Here is a 13508-nt window from a genome sequence, read left to right on the forward strand (position 1 = left end):
CGGTGACAGGCGGGGGCAGTTGTGACTGCCCCGGAACGGGACGCGGATCCCCGGCGTCTCTCATGCCACAGGCCGCAGCCCGTCACCGAGTGGCGGGGAACGTGTTCTGACCGCCCTGGTTCCGACCCGGTTCCCTCTCGTTCTGACCTGGCTCCACCTGGTCGGCCGTCATTCCGCCGACCCGGGTACGCGCGCTGATACGCACGGTGAAAAGTCCTGCACATGGTGTGATGTGGATTCGGCGTTCAACGGAAAGGAACGAGCGCACATGCGCGAGATCCTCGGAAGGCGACGCAAGCTCCGGCTCTGGCGCAAGGCAGCAGCGAGGACCGCCCGGCTCGACGCCGCGGTCGCCTTCGCCGTCGAATGGAACTGGCCCGTCCTGCCGGGGGCCGGCCTGAGAGCGACGACCCGTACGGCCGCGGGGGCCGTCTGTTCCTGTCCCGACCCCGACTGCGTGGTGCCCGGCGCCCACCCCTTCGACCCGGGGCTGCTCGCGGCCACCACCGACGAGCGGATGATCCGCTGGTGGTGGGCCCGGCGCCCGGACGCGCCGGTCGTCCTCGCCACGGGCGGCGGCGCCCCCTGCGCGGTCAGCCTGCCGGCGGTGGCGGGAGCGCGGGCGCTCGCCGCGCTCGACGCGGCGGGCATGCGGCTCGGCCCGGTGGTGGCCACCCCGACCCGGTGGTCGATCCTCGTCGCCCCGTACGACCTCGAACGGCTCGGCGAGCTGCTGTACGCGAAGGACGGCGTGCCGAGTTCGCTGCGGTTCCACGGAGAGGGCGGCTATCTGCTGCTGCCGCCCTCGGTCGCGGGGACGGGGCAGGTGCGGTGGGAACGCGCACCGCTCGCGGGCTCCGCCCGGCCCTGGCTGCCGGATGTGGAGGCGGTGGTCGACGCCTTGGTGGAGGCGAGCACGAGCACGCCGGGCGGCGGAAGCCGGCTCGCGTACTGACGGGGAGGCCTCCGGGGCTCCCCTGCGAGGCCTCCGGGACTTCCCCGTGCGGCCCCCGGAACCTCCCCCGAGGGCTTCGGGACTGGCCCGTGCGGCCTCCGGAATCTCCCCCGAGGGCTTCGGGGTGGCCCGTGAGGGCTTGGGCGTTCACCCCGGGGCTTCCCCGTGAGGGCTTCGGCCGTTCACCCGAACGGGTGTGTCAGGGGCCGACTTCTCCGGGAAACGCGCGTGCGGCCGGCCGGAGGGGCGTCGGCCGCCGCTATGTTCACCCCACCGTTCGAGATCTCCAGCCGAGCAGGAGCAGGTGGGACGCATGAGTCCGGTGAACCTCCGCGTGATCGGACTCGGGGCGGCCGTCACGGTCGCCGTCCTGCTGCCGCTCGTCGCGACGGCGGGACCGACGGGCGATCCCGTACGCCCCGCCGAGCGGGCGGACGCGAAGGCCGGCGACCTGCTGCCGGGGCTCGGCCTCGGCCCCCGTACCCCGTCGTCGCCCCCGGCCGCCACCGCCCCGGCGGCTCCGCCTCCCGAGGCTCCGGCTGCCGCTTCCCCCGCTCCGGACGCCGCCGCCCGGGTCACCCGCGCCCCGGTGTCGCCGGAACGGCTCTCCCGGTGTGGGCCGGAACTCGCCTCTCCCGACGGGGTCGAGGCGCAGACCTGCGTACTGGCGGAGGGACGCGACACCTGGGCGCGTACGTATTACCGGAACGCCACCGGCCGGGAACTCGACGCGTTTCTTACCCTCATGGCCCCCGGCGGACGGACCGTACAGGTCCGTTGCCGGGTCCCCGCGCAGGACGAACCGGGGACGTGTGAAACGCCGGGGGAGCGCGGTCGGGGCGTGGCCACGGCGTATACGGCGGTCGCGGAATTCGCGGGCACGGGCGAAGGGGACAGTACTCCGCTGCTGCTGCGGGCAGGCAGCAACACGGCGGATCGGGAAGGAAGTTGAACGTCGACGCCCCGGAGCCTGCCGGAAGCGGACATGGAAAGGCCCGATCGCTGGCGACGGGGGATGCACCAGCGACCGGGCTTCCAGAACGGTAACAAGAGATCTGCTGTTCGCAAATTCGATCTCGGTTATTCGGACAGGGATTTACCCGGCCACCGACCGTGTTGTGGTGGAAGTCACCGACCGGTCGGTCTGTCGGTCACCGATACCACGTGGGGTATCAGCTGAGAGTCACCTGACGGTTCGTGAGGCCGCCGCGCGCCCGCCGCTCCTCCGCGGTGAGCGGGGCGTCCGAGGCGAGCGCCCCGGCCAGCCGCTCGGCGAACTCGGCGGCAGGCTTCTCGCACTCCTCGGCGGTCATCGCGGTCGGCAGGTCCCAGACCGGCACCATCAGTCCGTGGGCGCGGAACGAGCCGACGAGCCGGGTGTCCGCGCCGAGGGAGGTGCCGTCACCTGCCTGGAGGCGGGCGAGCGCGTCGAGGAGCTTCTCCTCCGGGTACGGCATGACCCAGCGCAGGTGGTTCTTGTCCGGGGTCTCGCACCAGTACGCGGAGTCGACGCTCGTCAGCTTGACGGTCGGGATCGCGGCCGCGTTGGCCCGCTCCAGGGAGGCGGCGACCTCCGGGTCGGCGCCGTCCGTGGACTGCGGGATCCAGAACTCGAAGCCCGAGTGGACCTCGGGCGCGAACGCGGCGTCCGCGTCCAGGAGGTCCTGGAGGCGCGGGCCCTCGGCCGGCACACGGCGCGGGGGTACGGGGTTGCCCGGCTCGGTCTCCAGGGCGCGCTGGAGCGTGTCGGCGAGGTCGCGGGCGAGGTCGCCGGAGGTGGAGTCGTTCTGCAGGGCGAGCAGGACCGAGCCGTCGTCGCGGCGCAGCGCCGGCCACGCCATCGGCAGCACGGTCGCGAGCGTCACGGACGGAACGCCCTCCGGGAGCCCGCCCTTCAGGGTGAGCGGCACGGTGGCGGCGGGCACCAGCTCGCGCAGCGCGACCCAGTCGCACTCACCGGGCAGGCCCTCGAAGGGGCGCTGGACGAGCTCGGTCACGGCGTGCGCGGCGGCCCGGCCGTGACACGCCTTGTAGCGGCGGCCCGAACCGCACGGGCACGGCTCGCGGGCGCCGACGACCGGGATCTCCCCGCTCGTGACCTGTGCCTGGCCGGTCTTGCCGGCCTTCGTCTGGGGGCGCTTCTTGGCCATGGTGTGGCTTTCTCCCGATCGCGGCGGTGCGGTGCTTGTTCCGGGCGCGAGCCTAGCCGCACCGGGCACCGACACCCCTCAGGCGGGGCGCGCTGCCCCGCCGGGGAACGCGGCGACAGCCGTACGTGCGCCACCGCCGTCCGCGCACCGCGCGCGTCAGTCGAGATCGTCGTACGCGTCCAGGATGTCGAAGCGTGAGCCGCCGCCGACGCGGGCCGCGAAGTCCTCGCGCCGGTGTCCCTCGGTGACCACCACCCAGACGGTGACCTCGCCGGTCGCGCTGTCCCGTACACCCCAGTCCTGGGCCAGCGCGCTGATGATGTTCAGCCCGCGCCCTCCTCGTGCGGTGACCGAGGGTGTCGACGGAACGGGCCGTGTAGGGCCACCACCGTCCGTCACCTCCACCCGCAGGCCGCCCGCGGAGTCCACCCGCCAGGCCGCTCGTACGTCCCCGTCGCCCCGATCCGCCCGTCCCAGCGGCCTGCCGTACCGACAGGCATTGCTGAGCAGCTCCGAAAGGATCAGTACCGCGTCGTCGACGACCGAATCGGACACCCCGCTGCGGTACAGCTCGTCCCGCATCCGGTGTCGCGCCTCACCCACGCCCGCAGGGCCATGGGGTACGGCCATGCTCGACGACGTGGGCACCTCCTGTGCCACCACCAACGCCACCCCCGAGACCTCCTTTGCCCCACGCCACCGTGTGGATGCCCCGCTGGCCTGGGCCGGAAACCGGCCAATCCGCGTTCGATGAGGCACTCGTGACGATCGCGTAGGTACCGAACGCGCCGGTGCACGCCCTGTCGGCCCCGTAAACCCTTGTGACGTAAGGGAAAAGGGAGGCTGGAGGGGCGGTAAAGGCAGCGGTAGAGGCGGCGATATCGGAGTCGGCGGAGACGGCGACAGAGGCGGCGACAGGCCGGGATGGAGGCGCCGTGAGGATCAGTCGCGGCCCAGCTGGGTCAGCACCTGCTTGGGGCGGTTCGTGATGATCGCGTCCACCCCGAGGCGCTCGCAGAGCTCGACGTCCTCGGCCTCGTCCACGGTCCAGACGTGCACCTGGTGTCCGGCGTTCCGGAGCCGGAGGATCACGGCCGGGTGGTGGCGGACGATCCGGATCGAAGGGCCGGCGATGCGCGCGCCCGCGGGAAGCCGGCCGTCCCGCATCCGCGGTGAGACGAACTGCGCGAGGGAGACGGTGGGGAGCGTCGGCGCGGCCGCGGCGATCCGCTGGAGGGAACGGGCCGAGAAGCTCATGACGCGTACGGGGGAGTCGGTGGGGGACGCGGGCGCGTGGAGGTCGAAACGCTTGAGGAGCTGGAGCAGCCGCTCCTCGACCTGGCCGGCCCAGCGGGTGGGGTGCTTGGTCTCGATGGCCAGCTCGACCCGGCGCCCCGCGTCGGATACCAGCTCGAGGAGGCGCTCCAGGGTGAGGACGGAGGTGTAGCCGGGGTCCCGCCAGTCGGGGCTCTCGCCGGAGTCGTCGCGGCCCTTCCAGGTGCCGAAGTCGAGGGCGGTGAGATCGGCGAGTTCGAGGGCGGAGACGGCACCGCGGCCGTTCGACGTGCGGTCGACGCGCCGGTCGTGGACGCAGACGAGATGGCCGTCGGCGGTCAGCCGGACGTCGCACTCCAGGGCGTCGGCGCCGTCCTCGATGGCCTTCACATACGCGGCCAGGGTGTGTTCCGGTGCGTCCTCGGAGGCTCCACGGTGGGCGACGACCTGGAGGGGGACGCGGTTCGGGTGCTGCCGTGCGTGAGTCACGGCGTCATGGTGCCATTGGCGGGGCGGAGCGGGCACACCGGAAGGCGTCCGTTCTGTCCGTATATAAAGGAAGAGGTGCGAACGCACAGCTCCGCCTTACAGTGCTCTGACGCCCGGTGGGAAAAGCTGGTGCGGCACCCTGGATCCCATAGGTGACCCCGTAGGAACCACCACCCCGCAGGCACCACCACCCCGCGCAGTCAACGAGGAGAGCGAGCTGTGAGCACCGAGAACGAGGGCACGGCGGTTCCGGCGGACCCGGCTGCCCCGTCCGCCCCGCCGACACCTCCCTCGACGACGCCGGACCAGCCGACGGCACGGACCCCGGTCCCGCCGCCGCCCCCGGCACCCGCCCCGACCACCCATGCCCAGGAAGCGGCCCCGGCCACCCCTGACCCGGCCGTCCCCCACACCCCTGCCGCCGCCACTACCGCCCCTGCTCCCACTCCTCCTCCCGCCCCCGCTCCCGCTCCCGCCGCGGCGGGCGGCTGGCCGCCGCCTCCGCCGGCCGTGCCGGCCTGGGGCGCCCCGCCCCCGCCGGCCTCCCCCGCTCCCGGATCGCCGCGCAAGCGGACCGGCGGACTCGTGGCGGCCGTCCTGGCGGCGGCGCTCGTCGCGGGCGGCATCGGCGGTGGCATCGGCTACTGGGCCGCCGAGCGCGGCGACGACGGCGTCGGCTCGACGACGGTCTCCTCGGGCGAGGCCCCGGCGGCCTTCAAGCGGGAACCGGGCACGGTCGCCGCGGTCGCCGCCCAGGCACTGCCGAGCGTGGTCACGATCCAGGCGAAGTCCGGCGCCTCCCAGGGCGGCGAGGCCGAGGGCGGTACGGGCACGGGCTTCGTGTACGACCAGGAGGGCCACATCGTCACCAACAACCACGTGGTGGCGTCGGCGGCGGAGGGCGGCACGCTCTCCGTGACCTTCCCGGACGGCAAGTCGTACGACGCGGAGGTCGTCGGCCGGGCCGAGGGCTACGACGTGGCCGTACTGAAGCTCACGAAGGCGCCGAAGGGGCTCAAGCCGCTGCCGCTCGGCGACTCCGACAAGGTGGCGGTCGGCGACTCGACCATCGCGATCGGCGCGCCCTTCGGTCTGTCCAACACCGTGACGACGGGCATCATCAGCGCGAAGAACCGCCCGGTGGCCTCGGGTGACGGTTCCGGCGGCGGCAACTCGTACATGAGCGCCCTGCAGACGGACGCGTCGATCAACCCCGGCAACTCCGGCGGCCCGCTGATCGACGCGAGCGGTGCGGTGATCGGCATCAACTCGGCCATCCAGTCCACGGGCAACGGCTTCGGCCAGACCCAGGCGGGCTCGATCGGCCTGGGCTTCGCCATCCCGGTGAACCAGGCGAAGACCGTGGCCCAGCAGCTGATCAAGACGGGCAAGCCGGTCTACGCGGTGATCGGTGCGACGGTGAACATGACCGACCGCGGCGAGGGCGCCACGATCGCCGCCCAGGGCGCGGGCGGCACCCCCTCGGTCGTCCCCGACGGCCCCGCGGCGAAGGCGGGTCTGAAGGCCGGCGACGTGATCACGGGCTTCGGCGACCGCCAGATCGACAGCGGCCCGACCCTGATCAGCGAGATCTGGACCCACCAGCCGGGCGACTCCGTCAAGATCACCTACGAACGCGACGGCAAGACCTCCACGGCCACCGTCACCCTCGGCGAACGCACCGGGGACAACTGACCGGCTAGGCTGTCCCCCGCGCCGTCCGTGGACACACCGGCGGCGCGGGGTGGGTTGCCCGAGCGGCCTAAGGGAACGGTCTTGAAAACCGTCGTGGCAGCGATGTCACCGTGGGTTCAAATCCCACACCCACCGCCAGGTGAGAAGGCCCCCGACCAGGTATCCGGTCGGGGGCCTTCCGCGTGTCTGTTCGCCTGCTCCCTGCCTGCGGGTTCCGGGCCGGGAACGCTCAGCGGATGCGGGACCGGCGTGGGGCCGCGATGCTGGAGGGGCTGGAACATTGGCTAGGAGGGCCGTATGTCTGTGTTCGACAAGCTCAAGGGGATGCTGAAGGGCCACGAGGATCAGGCCTCCAAGGGCGTCGACAAGGCCGGTGACTACGTCGACGGCCGGACCCAGGGCAAGTACAGCCGTCAGGTCGACACCGCCCAGGAGAAGCTCAGGCAGCAGATGGGCGGGACCACGGGTCAGGGACCGGACAACCCGCCGCCCAACTCCCCGCCCCCGCCTCAGCAGTAGCGCGGAGGCGCACATCGCCCGTCAGGGGCGCCCCGGAGTCGTATACGGGGCGCCCCTTCGGGGTGTGATCGGGTTTCATGGACCCGTCGGGAGGGTGAGCGGAGAAGGGGTGCCGTCGTGGTGCGGATCGTGCTCGTGCAGGGGGACATCACCGCCGAGCCGGCGGACGCGATCGTCAACGCCGCGAACTCCTCGCTGCTGGGCGGTGGGGGAGTCGACGGCGCCATCCACCGGAAGGGCGGGCCCGAGATCCTCGCCGCCTGCCAGGACCTGCGCCGCTCGCACTACGGCAAGGGTCTGCCGACCGGAGGGGCCGTGGCGACCACGGCGGGGCGGCTGCCCGCCCGGCACGTGATCCACACGGTCGGGCCCGTCTGGTCGCGGGAGGAGGACCGCTCGGACTCGCTGGCCTCCTGCTACCGGGAATCGCTGCGGGTGGCCGACGAACTGGGAGACCGCACGGTCGCGTTCCCCGCCATCTCCACCGGGATCTACGGCTGGCCGATGGAGGACGGCGCCCGGATCGCCGTCGAGACGGTACGGGCGACCCGTACCGAGGTGGAGGAAGTGCGCTTCGTGCTCTTCGACGCGCACGCGTACGCGGCCTTCGAGGCGGCTGTAGGGCAGGAGATCCCGTAGGGGCAGAAGAGACCGTAGGGGCAGGAGTGCCCACAGGACGTCCGTGTGATCGAACTGTCTTTCCCTTCTGTTTCCCCGTTCGAGTGCCGTGTCGGGGCGACTCGCCGTCGCGTTCGTCAGAGGGAGAGATTGGCGGAAAATCTGCCGGAACGCTTCCTCCCTTGGGCTGCGCGGGCCGCGCCTGTGCTGAACCGCCCCCGCCCGGGTGCGCTGGGCCTTTCCTCGCGTTGACGGGGTTTATCTGCTTGTCCTCACGCTTGAGGGGGAATTGGCTGCTCCGGGGTGGTTCGCCGGGGATTCGGTGGGCAACTCTGGACTCGCGACGTCGAGCACGAACGACCGGGGCGGTCGGCCAACCGCCCTGTGAACGGCCGTGGTTCAGCTGATCCCAGAGCACCTCAGAGCACCCGTTTTCAGTTCCCGGAGGAACACATATGGCAAGCATCCGTACCGCCCGTATCCTCGCCGCTGCCGCAGCCCTGCCCCTCGCCGCCGCGCTCTTCGCGGGGGTGGCCCAGGCCGACAACGGAGGATTCGCGGACGACGGATCGAACACCAGCGTCGCCGCGATCACGGGCAGCGGTGTGGGCGGGGAGAACGACGGCAACTCGACCACGACGCAGCAGGTGGCGACCGGTTCCGGCGCCTCCAACCAGAACAACACGGCCAGTGTGAACGGCTCCGCCTTCACGAACATCGCGCAGAACACCACGGTGGTCGCCTTCGCCCCGTGGTGGTGACCGCAGCACGGCGACCGGCCCGACGGGGGGCGTGAGAGCGGAGTGAACGACGGCTCGCACGCCGGTACTTCGGTATCGGCGTGCGAGCCGTCGCGCGTGCGCGCGGGTCGGTCGCCGACCTTGACAGAGACGCTGAATCTGACGGACAGTCAGAAATCTCAGTCGTCCCCCGGGAGGCCGTCGCCGTGCACCTCGCCCCGACCGAGCGGCAGCTACGGCTGCGCGCCGAACTCCGCGCGTACTTCCGGGACGTGATGCCCGACGGTCCGCCGCCCGCCACCGACTGCGCGGCCCAGCGCAGGCTGCTGCGCCGGATCGGCGCCGACGGACTCCTCGGCCTCGGATGGCCCGAGGAGTACGGCGGCCAGGGCCGGGGCGCCGACGAGCAGTTCGTCTTCTTCGACGAGGCGTACCGCGCGGGCGCCCCCGTCTCGATGGTCACCCTCAACACCGTCGGACCCACCCTCATGGCCCACGGGACCGAGGAGCAGAAGGCCTTCTTCCTGCCCCGGATCCTGCGCGGCGAGGCCGTCTTCGCCATCGGGTACAGCGAGCCCGACGCCGGCACCGACCTCGCCTCCCTCCGGACCCGGGCGGTCCGCGACGGGGACTCCTGGCGGATCGACGGCCAGAAGATCTTCACCTCCAACGCCCAGAACGCCGACTGGATCTGGCTCGCCTGCCGCACCGACCCCGACGCACCCCCGCACCGGGGCATCTCGATCGTCCTCGTCCCCACGGACGCCGCGGGCTTCTCCTGGACCCCGATCACGACCGTGGGCGGACTGACCACGACGGCCACCTACTACGACGGGATACGGGTGCCGGCCGGCCACCTCGTCGGACCCGAGCACGGCGGCTGGGGGCTCATCACCGAGCAGCTCAACCACGAACGGGTCGCGCTCGCCGCGATCGGCATGCAGGCGGAGGACTTCTTCGCGGCGGTGCTCCACCGCGCCCGCACCCCCGATCCGGTGACGGGCAGGCGCCGCGTCGACGAGCCGTGGGTCCGGATCCGGGCCGCCGAGGCGCACGCCCGCCTGGCGGCGACCCGCCTGCTCAGCTGGCGTCTGGTGGGCGACGTGGGGGCCGGCCGGCTGGCCCCGGGCGACGCGAGCGGCGTGAAGTTCATGGGAACCGAATCGGCGGTGGAGGTGTATCGAATATGTCAGGAGATCGCGGGCGGGGCGGGGACGGTGCGAGCGGGATCACCGGGGGAGTTCGACGGCGGTGAGCTGGAGCGCATGAACCGGGCCGCGCAGATCAACACCTTCGGGGGAGGGGTGAGCGAGGTGCAGCGCGAGATCGTCGCGAGGATGCGGCTGGGCATGAGGGCGAGGGGTCGGCGATGACCCTCGTGGAGCGGGACGGCGGGGCGGCCCGGCCCGAGGGGGCCGGGTCGAGGGACCGGACCCACCGGGTGTCCGGTGCGCCCGACGGGCTGGACGAGCGGCTGCGGGAGTTCGCCGGGCGGCCCGCCGTCACCGGCGGGCTCGGCAAGGATCCGGTGAACCTGCCGATGATCCGGCACTGGTGCGAGGCGATGGGGGACGCCCACCCGGCCTACCGGGGGCCGGAGGCCGTCGCACCGCCGACGATGCTCCAGGCCTGGACGATGGGCGGTCTCTCGGGGCACACGGACCGTTCCTCCGCCCACGAGGAGCTCTTCGCCCTCCTCGACGGCGCCGGATACACCTCCGTGGTCGCGACCGACTGCGAGCAGGAGTACCTGCGGCCGCTGCGGCCCGGCGACGAGATCACCTTCGACACCGTCATCGAGTCCGTGTCGGCCCGCAAGACCACCGCACTCGGGGCGGGCCGGTTCGTCACCACCCGGACGGACGTCCGCGCCGACGGCGACCTCGCCGGCACCCACCGCTTCCGCATCCTCAAGTACGCGCCCGCCGTCCGGCCCCCGAAGGCCGCCGCCCCGGCCGCCAGGAGGCCCCGGCCCGTGATCAACCGGGACAACGCCGGATTCTGGGACGGGGTGGCCGCGCACCGGCTGCTCATCCAGCGCTGCGGCGACTGCGCGGCCCTCCGCTTCCCCTGGCTGCCGGGGTGCGCCGACTGCGGCTCGCGGGAGTGGGACACGGTCGAGGCGAGCGGTGCCGGGACGGTCTTCTCGTACGTGGTGATGCACCATCCGCCCTTCCCGGCCTTCACCCCGCCGTACGCGGTCGGTCTGATCGAGCTCGCCGAGGGCGTGCGGATGATCAGCGACGTGGTGGGGGTGCCGCACGACGAGGTGCGGATCGGGATGCCGGTGCGGCTGGAGTTCCTGCGCGTCGACGAGGAGCTGGAGCTTCCCGTCTTCCGCGCCGGAGGGGAGGACTGACATGGACTTCACCCCCACCGAGGAGCAGGAGGCCGCCCGGGAGCTGGGCGGCCGGATCCTCGCCGATCTCGCCACCCACGAGCGGCTCAGGGCGGCCGGTACGGGCACGGACGCCGAGCTCTGGAAGGCGCTCTGCGCCGCCGGTCTCCCCGGCGCCGTCGAGGAGACGGGGCTGCTCGGCCTGGTGCTCCTCCTGGAGGAGCAGGGGCGCGTGACGGCCCAGGTGCCCCTCGCGGCGAGCTGTGTGTACGGGATCCTCGCCGTCGCCCGGCACGGTACGGAGGAGCAGCGGGCCCGGCTCCTGCCGGGCCTCCGCGACGGTACGACGGTGGTGGTGGGGGCGTTCCCGGCGCCCGGCACGGTCACCGCGCGCGGCGGCCGGCTCGACGGGGCCGTGGACTGGGTGCCGTGGCTGAGGGACGCCACCCATGTCCTCGTACCCGACGGGGACCGGGCCCTGTGGCTGGTCCGCGCCGAGGACGCGGCCCGCGTCGATCCCGTCGAGCTCACCGCGCCCTGGTCAGCCGCCCGGCTCGTCCTCGACGGGGCGGAGGCGGAGCGGCTCGGCGAGCGCGGCGCCTACGAGGACGTGCTGGCCGCCGCCCGGATCGCGTTCGCCGGGATGCAGGCGGGGGTCTGCGCCGGGTCCCTGGCCAGGGCCGTGGAGCACACCTCCGTACGGGAGCAGTTCGGCCGCCCGCTCTCCACCCACCAGGCCGTGCAGCTGCGGGCCGCCGACGCCCATATGGACACCGAGGCCATCCGGGTCACCGTCTACGAGGCGGCCTGGCGATTCGACGAGGGCCTCGACGCCGCCGGAGCCGCCCTCACGGCCGGCTGGTGGGCCTCCGAGGCGGGGAAGCGGGTCGTGCACGCCGGGCAGCATCTGCACGGAGGCACGGGGGCGGACCTCGACCACCCCGTCCACCGGCACTTCCTGTGGGGCCGGCAGCTCGACGCCTACCTCGGCTGCGGCACCGAACTCCTCGCCGAACTGGGCGACTTCCTGGCGGAAGGAGACCTGTCATGAAACCCGGTCGAGTGCGCGCGGAAGGAGGCCTGTCATGAACCCTGGTCAAGTGCGCGCGGAAGGAGACCTGTCATGAAACCCGGGGACGAGCTGCCGCCGCTGACCGTCCCGGTCACCCGCACCCTGATCGTCGCCGGGGCCGTCGCCTCCCGCGACTACCAGGACGTGCACCACGACGCCGAGCTGGCCCGGGAGAAGGGCGCCCCGGACATCTTCATGAACATCCTCACCACCAACGGCCTCGTCGGCCGGTACATCACCGACCACTTCGGCCCCCGCGCGGTCCTCCACAAGGTCGCCATCCGGCTCGGCGCCCCCAACCACCCCGGCGACACCATGGTCCTGACCGGTACGGTCACCGAGGTGGACGGCGACACGGCCCAGGTCCGGGTCGTCGGCGCCAACGGGCTCGGGCATCACGTCACCGGGACGGTCACCGTGGAGGTGCCGCGATGAGCCTCAGCAGGCGGGACGGCCTCGGCGGCCGGGCTGCCGTCGTGGGCATCGGGGCGACCGAGTTCTCCAAGGACTCGGGCCGCAGCGAACTGTCCCTCGCCGTCGAGGCGGTGCGGGCGGCCCTCGACGACGCCGGGCTCGCCCCCGCCGACGTCGACGGCCTGGTCACCTTCACCATGGACACCAACCCGGAGATCACCGTCGCCCAGGCCTCCGGCATCGGCGAGCTGTCGTTCTTCTCCCGGGTGCACTACGGCGGCGGCGCGGCCTGCGCGACCGTGCAGCAGGCCGCGCTCGCCGTCGCCGCCGGAGTCGCCGAGGTCGTCGTCTGCTACCGGGCGTTCAACGAGCGCTCCGGCCGCCGCTTCGGCTCCGGCGTCCAGCGGCGCGAGCCGTCCGCCGAGGGAGCCGCCCTCGGCTGGCAGCTGCCCTTCGGGCTGCTCACCCCGGCGTCCTGGGTGGCGATGGCCGCCCAGCGCTATCTGCACACCTACGGCCTGACCCCGGACGTCTTCGGGCACGTCGCCGTCACCGACCGGCGGCACGCGGCGCGCAACCCCGCCGCGTACTTCCACGGGAAGCCGATCACCCTCGCCGACCACGCCGCCTCCCGCTGGATCGTCGAACCGCTCCGGCTCCTCGACTGCTGCCAGGAGACCGACGGCGGCCAGGCGATCGTCGTCACCTCCGCCGAGCGCGCCCGCGACCTGCCGAACCGGCCGGCCGTGATCCTGGCGGCGGCGCAGGGCGCCGGACGGAAGCAGGAGGCCATGACCAGCTTCTACCGGGACGGGCTGACCGGGCTTCCGGAGATGGGCGTGGTGGCCCGGCAGCTCTGGCGGACGGCCGGTCTCGCCCCGTCCGACATCGACGTGGGCATCCTCTACGACCACTTCACGCCGTTCGTGCTCATGCAGCTGGAGGAGTTCGGCTTCTGCGGGCCGGGGGAGGCGGCCGACTTCGTCGCGGCCGACGCGCTCCCGCTGAACACCCACGGCGGGCAGCTCGGAGAGGCCTATCTGCACGGTATGAACGGCATAGCGGAGGCGGTCCGGCAGATCCGCGGCACCTCGGTGAACCAGATACCCGGCGCCGAGCGGACCCTGGTCACGGCGGGCACGGGAGTCCCCACGTCCGGTCTGATCCTGGGCACGGACGGCTAGCCGAACGGCGGAAGCGGAGCCCCACGGCCGGTGCCGTCCCCCTCGCCCCGACCCTGAGG

At 72.8% G+C, this 13508-nt stretch carries 14 protein-coding genes and 1 tRNA gene; 12 read left to right on the forward strand and 3 right to left on the reverse strand.

Translation table 11 applies throughout. The features are described 5' to 3' along the window. Positions 1 to 268 precede the first annotated feature (268 nt). Together AMK29_RS12625 and AMK29_RS12630 are read left to right on the forward strand one after the other, a co-directional pair. Entirely contained in the window at positions 269 to 955 is a 687-nt protein-coding gene (locus AMK29_RS12625; RefSeq protein WP_073811839.1) for a bifunctional DNA primase/polymerase, read from the forward strand. 313 nt (positions 956 to 1268) lie between these two features. Beyond that, the gene (locus tag AMK29_RS12630; protein WP_073811841.1) at positions 1269 to 1907 is read left to right on the forward strand and encodes a hypothetical protein; all 639 of its coding nucleotides are present in this window, start codon (positions 1269 to 1271) and stop codon (positions 1905 to 1907) included. 220 nt (positions 1908 to 2127) lie between these two features. Here the strand turns inward: AMK29_RS12630 and AMK29_RS12635 are convergent, their stop codons facing one another. The 3 genes from AMK29_RS12635 to AMK29_RS12645 form a co-directional block, all read right to left on the reverse strand. Next, positions 2128 to 3105, reverse strand: a complete 978-nt coding sequence (locus AMK29_RS12635) for a DUF5926 family protein (RefSeq protein WP_073811844.1) — start codon at positions 3103 to 3105, stop codon at positions 2128 to 2130. Positions 3106 to 3261: 156 nt separating this feature from the next. Continuing rightward, the gene (locus AMK29_RS12640; protein WP_073811846.1) at positions 3262 to 3864 is read right to left on the reverse strand and encodes an ATP-binding protein; all 603 of its coding nucleotides are present in this window, start codon (positions 3862 to 3864) and stop codon (positions 3262 to 3264) included. A 183-nt stretch (positions 3865 to 4047) separates the two neighbouring features. Further along, positions 4048 to 4869 carry a glycerophosphodiester phosphodiesterase gene (locus AMK29_RS12645; protein ID WP_073811849.1) on the reverse strand — a complete coding sequence of 274 codons (822 nt, stop codon included), beginning with the start codon at positions 4867 to 4869 and terminating at the stop codon, positions 4048 to 4050. A 219-nt stretch (positions 4870 to 5088) separates the two neighbouring features. On the opposite strand from AMK29_RS12645, the gene AMK29_RS12650 reads away from it, so the two are divergent. From AMK29_RS12650 to AMK29_RS12695, 10 genes are all read left to right on the forward strand, one after another. Further along, complete coding sequence (locus AMK29_RS12650) at positions 5089 to 6564, forward strand: S1C family serine protease (RefSeq protein ID WP_073811851.1); 1476 nt, start codon at positions 5089 to 5091, stop codon at positions 6562 to 6564. A gap of 48 nt (positions 6565 to 6612) precedes the next feature. Further along, positions 6613 to 6702, forward strand: a tRNA-Ser gene (locus AMK29_RS12655). A 159-nt stretch (positions 6703 to 6861) separates the two neighbouring features. Continuing rightward, on the forward strand, positions 6862 to 7083 hold the full coding sequence (locus tag AMK29_RS12660; protein ID WP_073811854.1) for an antitoxin: 222 nt from the start codon (positions 6862 to 6864) through the stop codon (positions 7081 to 7083). Positions 7084 to 7200: 117 nt separating this feature from the next. Continuing rightward, positions 7201 to 7722, forward strand: coding sequence for an O-acetyl-ADP-ribose deacetylase (locus AMK29_RS12665; protein WP_073811857.1), 522 nt, complete (start codon positions 7201 to 7203; stop codon positions 7720 to 7722). A gap of 434 nt (positions 7723 to 8156) precedes the next feature. After that, positions 8157 to 8462, forward strand: coding sequence for a hypothetical protein (locus AMK29_RS12670; RefSeq protein ID WP_073811860.1), 306 nt, complete (start codon positions 8157 to 8159; stop codon positions 8460 to 8462). Between the two features lie 185 nt (positions 8463 to 8647). After that, entirely contained in the window at positions 8648 to 9814 is a 1167-nt protein-coding gene (locus AMK29_RS12675) for an acyl-CoA dehydrogenase family protein (RefSeq protein ID WP_073811862.1), read from the forward strand. Continuing rightward, positions 9811 to 10800 (forward strand): bifunctional MaoC family dehydratase N-terminal/OB-fold nucleic acid binding domain-containing protein, encoded by a 990-nt coding sequence (locus AMK29_RS12680; RefSeq protein WP_079196856.1) that lies wholly within the window; start codon positions 9811 to 9813, stop codon positions 10798 to 10800. The genes AMK29_RS12675 and AMK29_RS12680 overlap by 4 nt, the downstream gene beginning before the upstream one ends. A gap of 1 nt (position 10801) precedes the next feature. Beyond that, positions 10802 to 11830 carry an acyl-CoA dehydrogenase family protein gene (locus tag AMK29_RS12685; protein WP_073811865.1) on the forward strand — a complete coding sequence of 343 codons (1029 nt, stop codon included), beginning with the start codon at positions 10802 to 10804 and terminating at the stop codon, positions 11828 to 11830. Between the two features lie 72 nt (positions 11831 to 11902). Then, positions 11903 to 12286, forward strand: coding sequence for a MaoC family dehydratase (locus tag AMK29_RS12690; RefSeq protein WP_073811867.1), 384 nt, complete (start codon positions 11903 to 11905; stop codon positions 12284 to 12286). Continuing rightward, the gene (locus AMK29_RS12695; RefSeq protein WP_073811870.1) at positions 12283 to 13449 is read left to right on the forward strand and encodes a lipid-transfer protein; all 1167 of its coding nucleotides are present in this window, start codon (positions 12283 to 12285) and stop codon (positions 13447 to 13449) included. The genes AMK29_RS12690 and AMK29_RS12695 overlap by 4 nt, the downstream gene beginning before the upstream one ends. Positions 13450 to 13508 lie beyond the last annotated feature (59 nt).

It is taken from the genome of Streptomyces sp. CB02261, from assembly GCF_001905665.1.
GTDB lineage: Bacteria > Actinomycetota > Actinomycetes > Streptomycetales > Streptomycetaceae > Streptomyces.

Coding starts and splice junctions, on each gene's coding strand:
- AMK29_RS12670 (WP_073811860.1), top strand. CDS start 8,157: ATGGCAAGCATCCGTACCGCCCGTATCCTCGCCGCTGCCGCAGCCCTG.
- AMK29_RS12635 (WP_073811844.1), bottom strand. CDS start 3,105: ATGGCCAAGAAGCGCCCCCAGACGAAGGCCGGCAAGACCGGCCAGGCA.
- AMK29_RS12685 (WP_073811865.1), top strand. CDS start 10,802: ATGGACTTCACCCCCACCGAGGAGCAGGAGGCCGCCCGGGAGCTGGGC.
- AMK29_RS12680 (WP_079196856.1), top strand. CDS start 9,811: ATGACCCTCGTGGAGCGGGACGGCGGGGCGGCCCGGCCCGAGGGGGCC.
- AMK29_RS12625 (WP_073811839.1), top strand. CDS start 269: ATGCGCGAGATCCTCGGAAGGCGACGCAAGCTCCGGCTCTGGCGCAAG.
- AMK29_RS12695 (WP_073811870.1), top strand. CDS start 12,283: ATGAGCCTCAGCAGGCGGGACGGCCTCGGCGGCCGGGCTGCCGTCGTG.
- AMK29_RS12690 (WP_073811867.1), top strand. CDS start 11,903: ATGAAACCCGGGGACGAGCTGCCGCCGCTGACCGTCCCGGTCACCCGC.
- AMK29_RS12660 (WP_073811854.1), top strand. CDS start 6,862: ATGTCTGTGTTCGACAAGCTCAAGGGGATGCTGAAGGGCCACGAGGAT.
- AMK29_RS12630 (WP_073811841.1), top strand. CDS start 1,269: ATGAGTCCGGTGAACCTCCGCGTGATCGGACTCGGGGCGGCCGTCACG.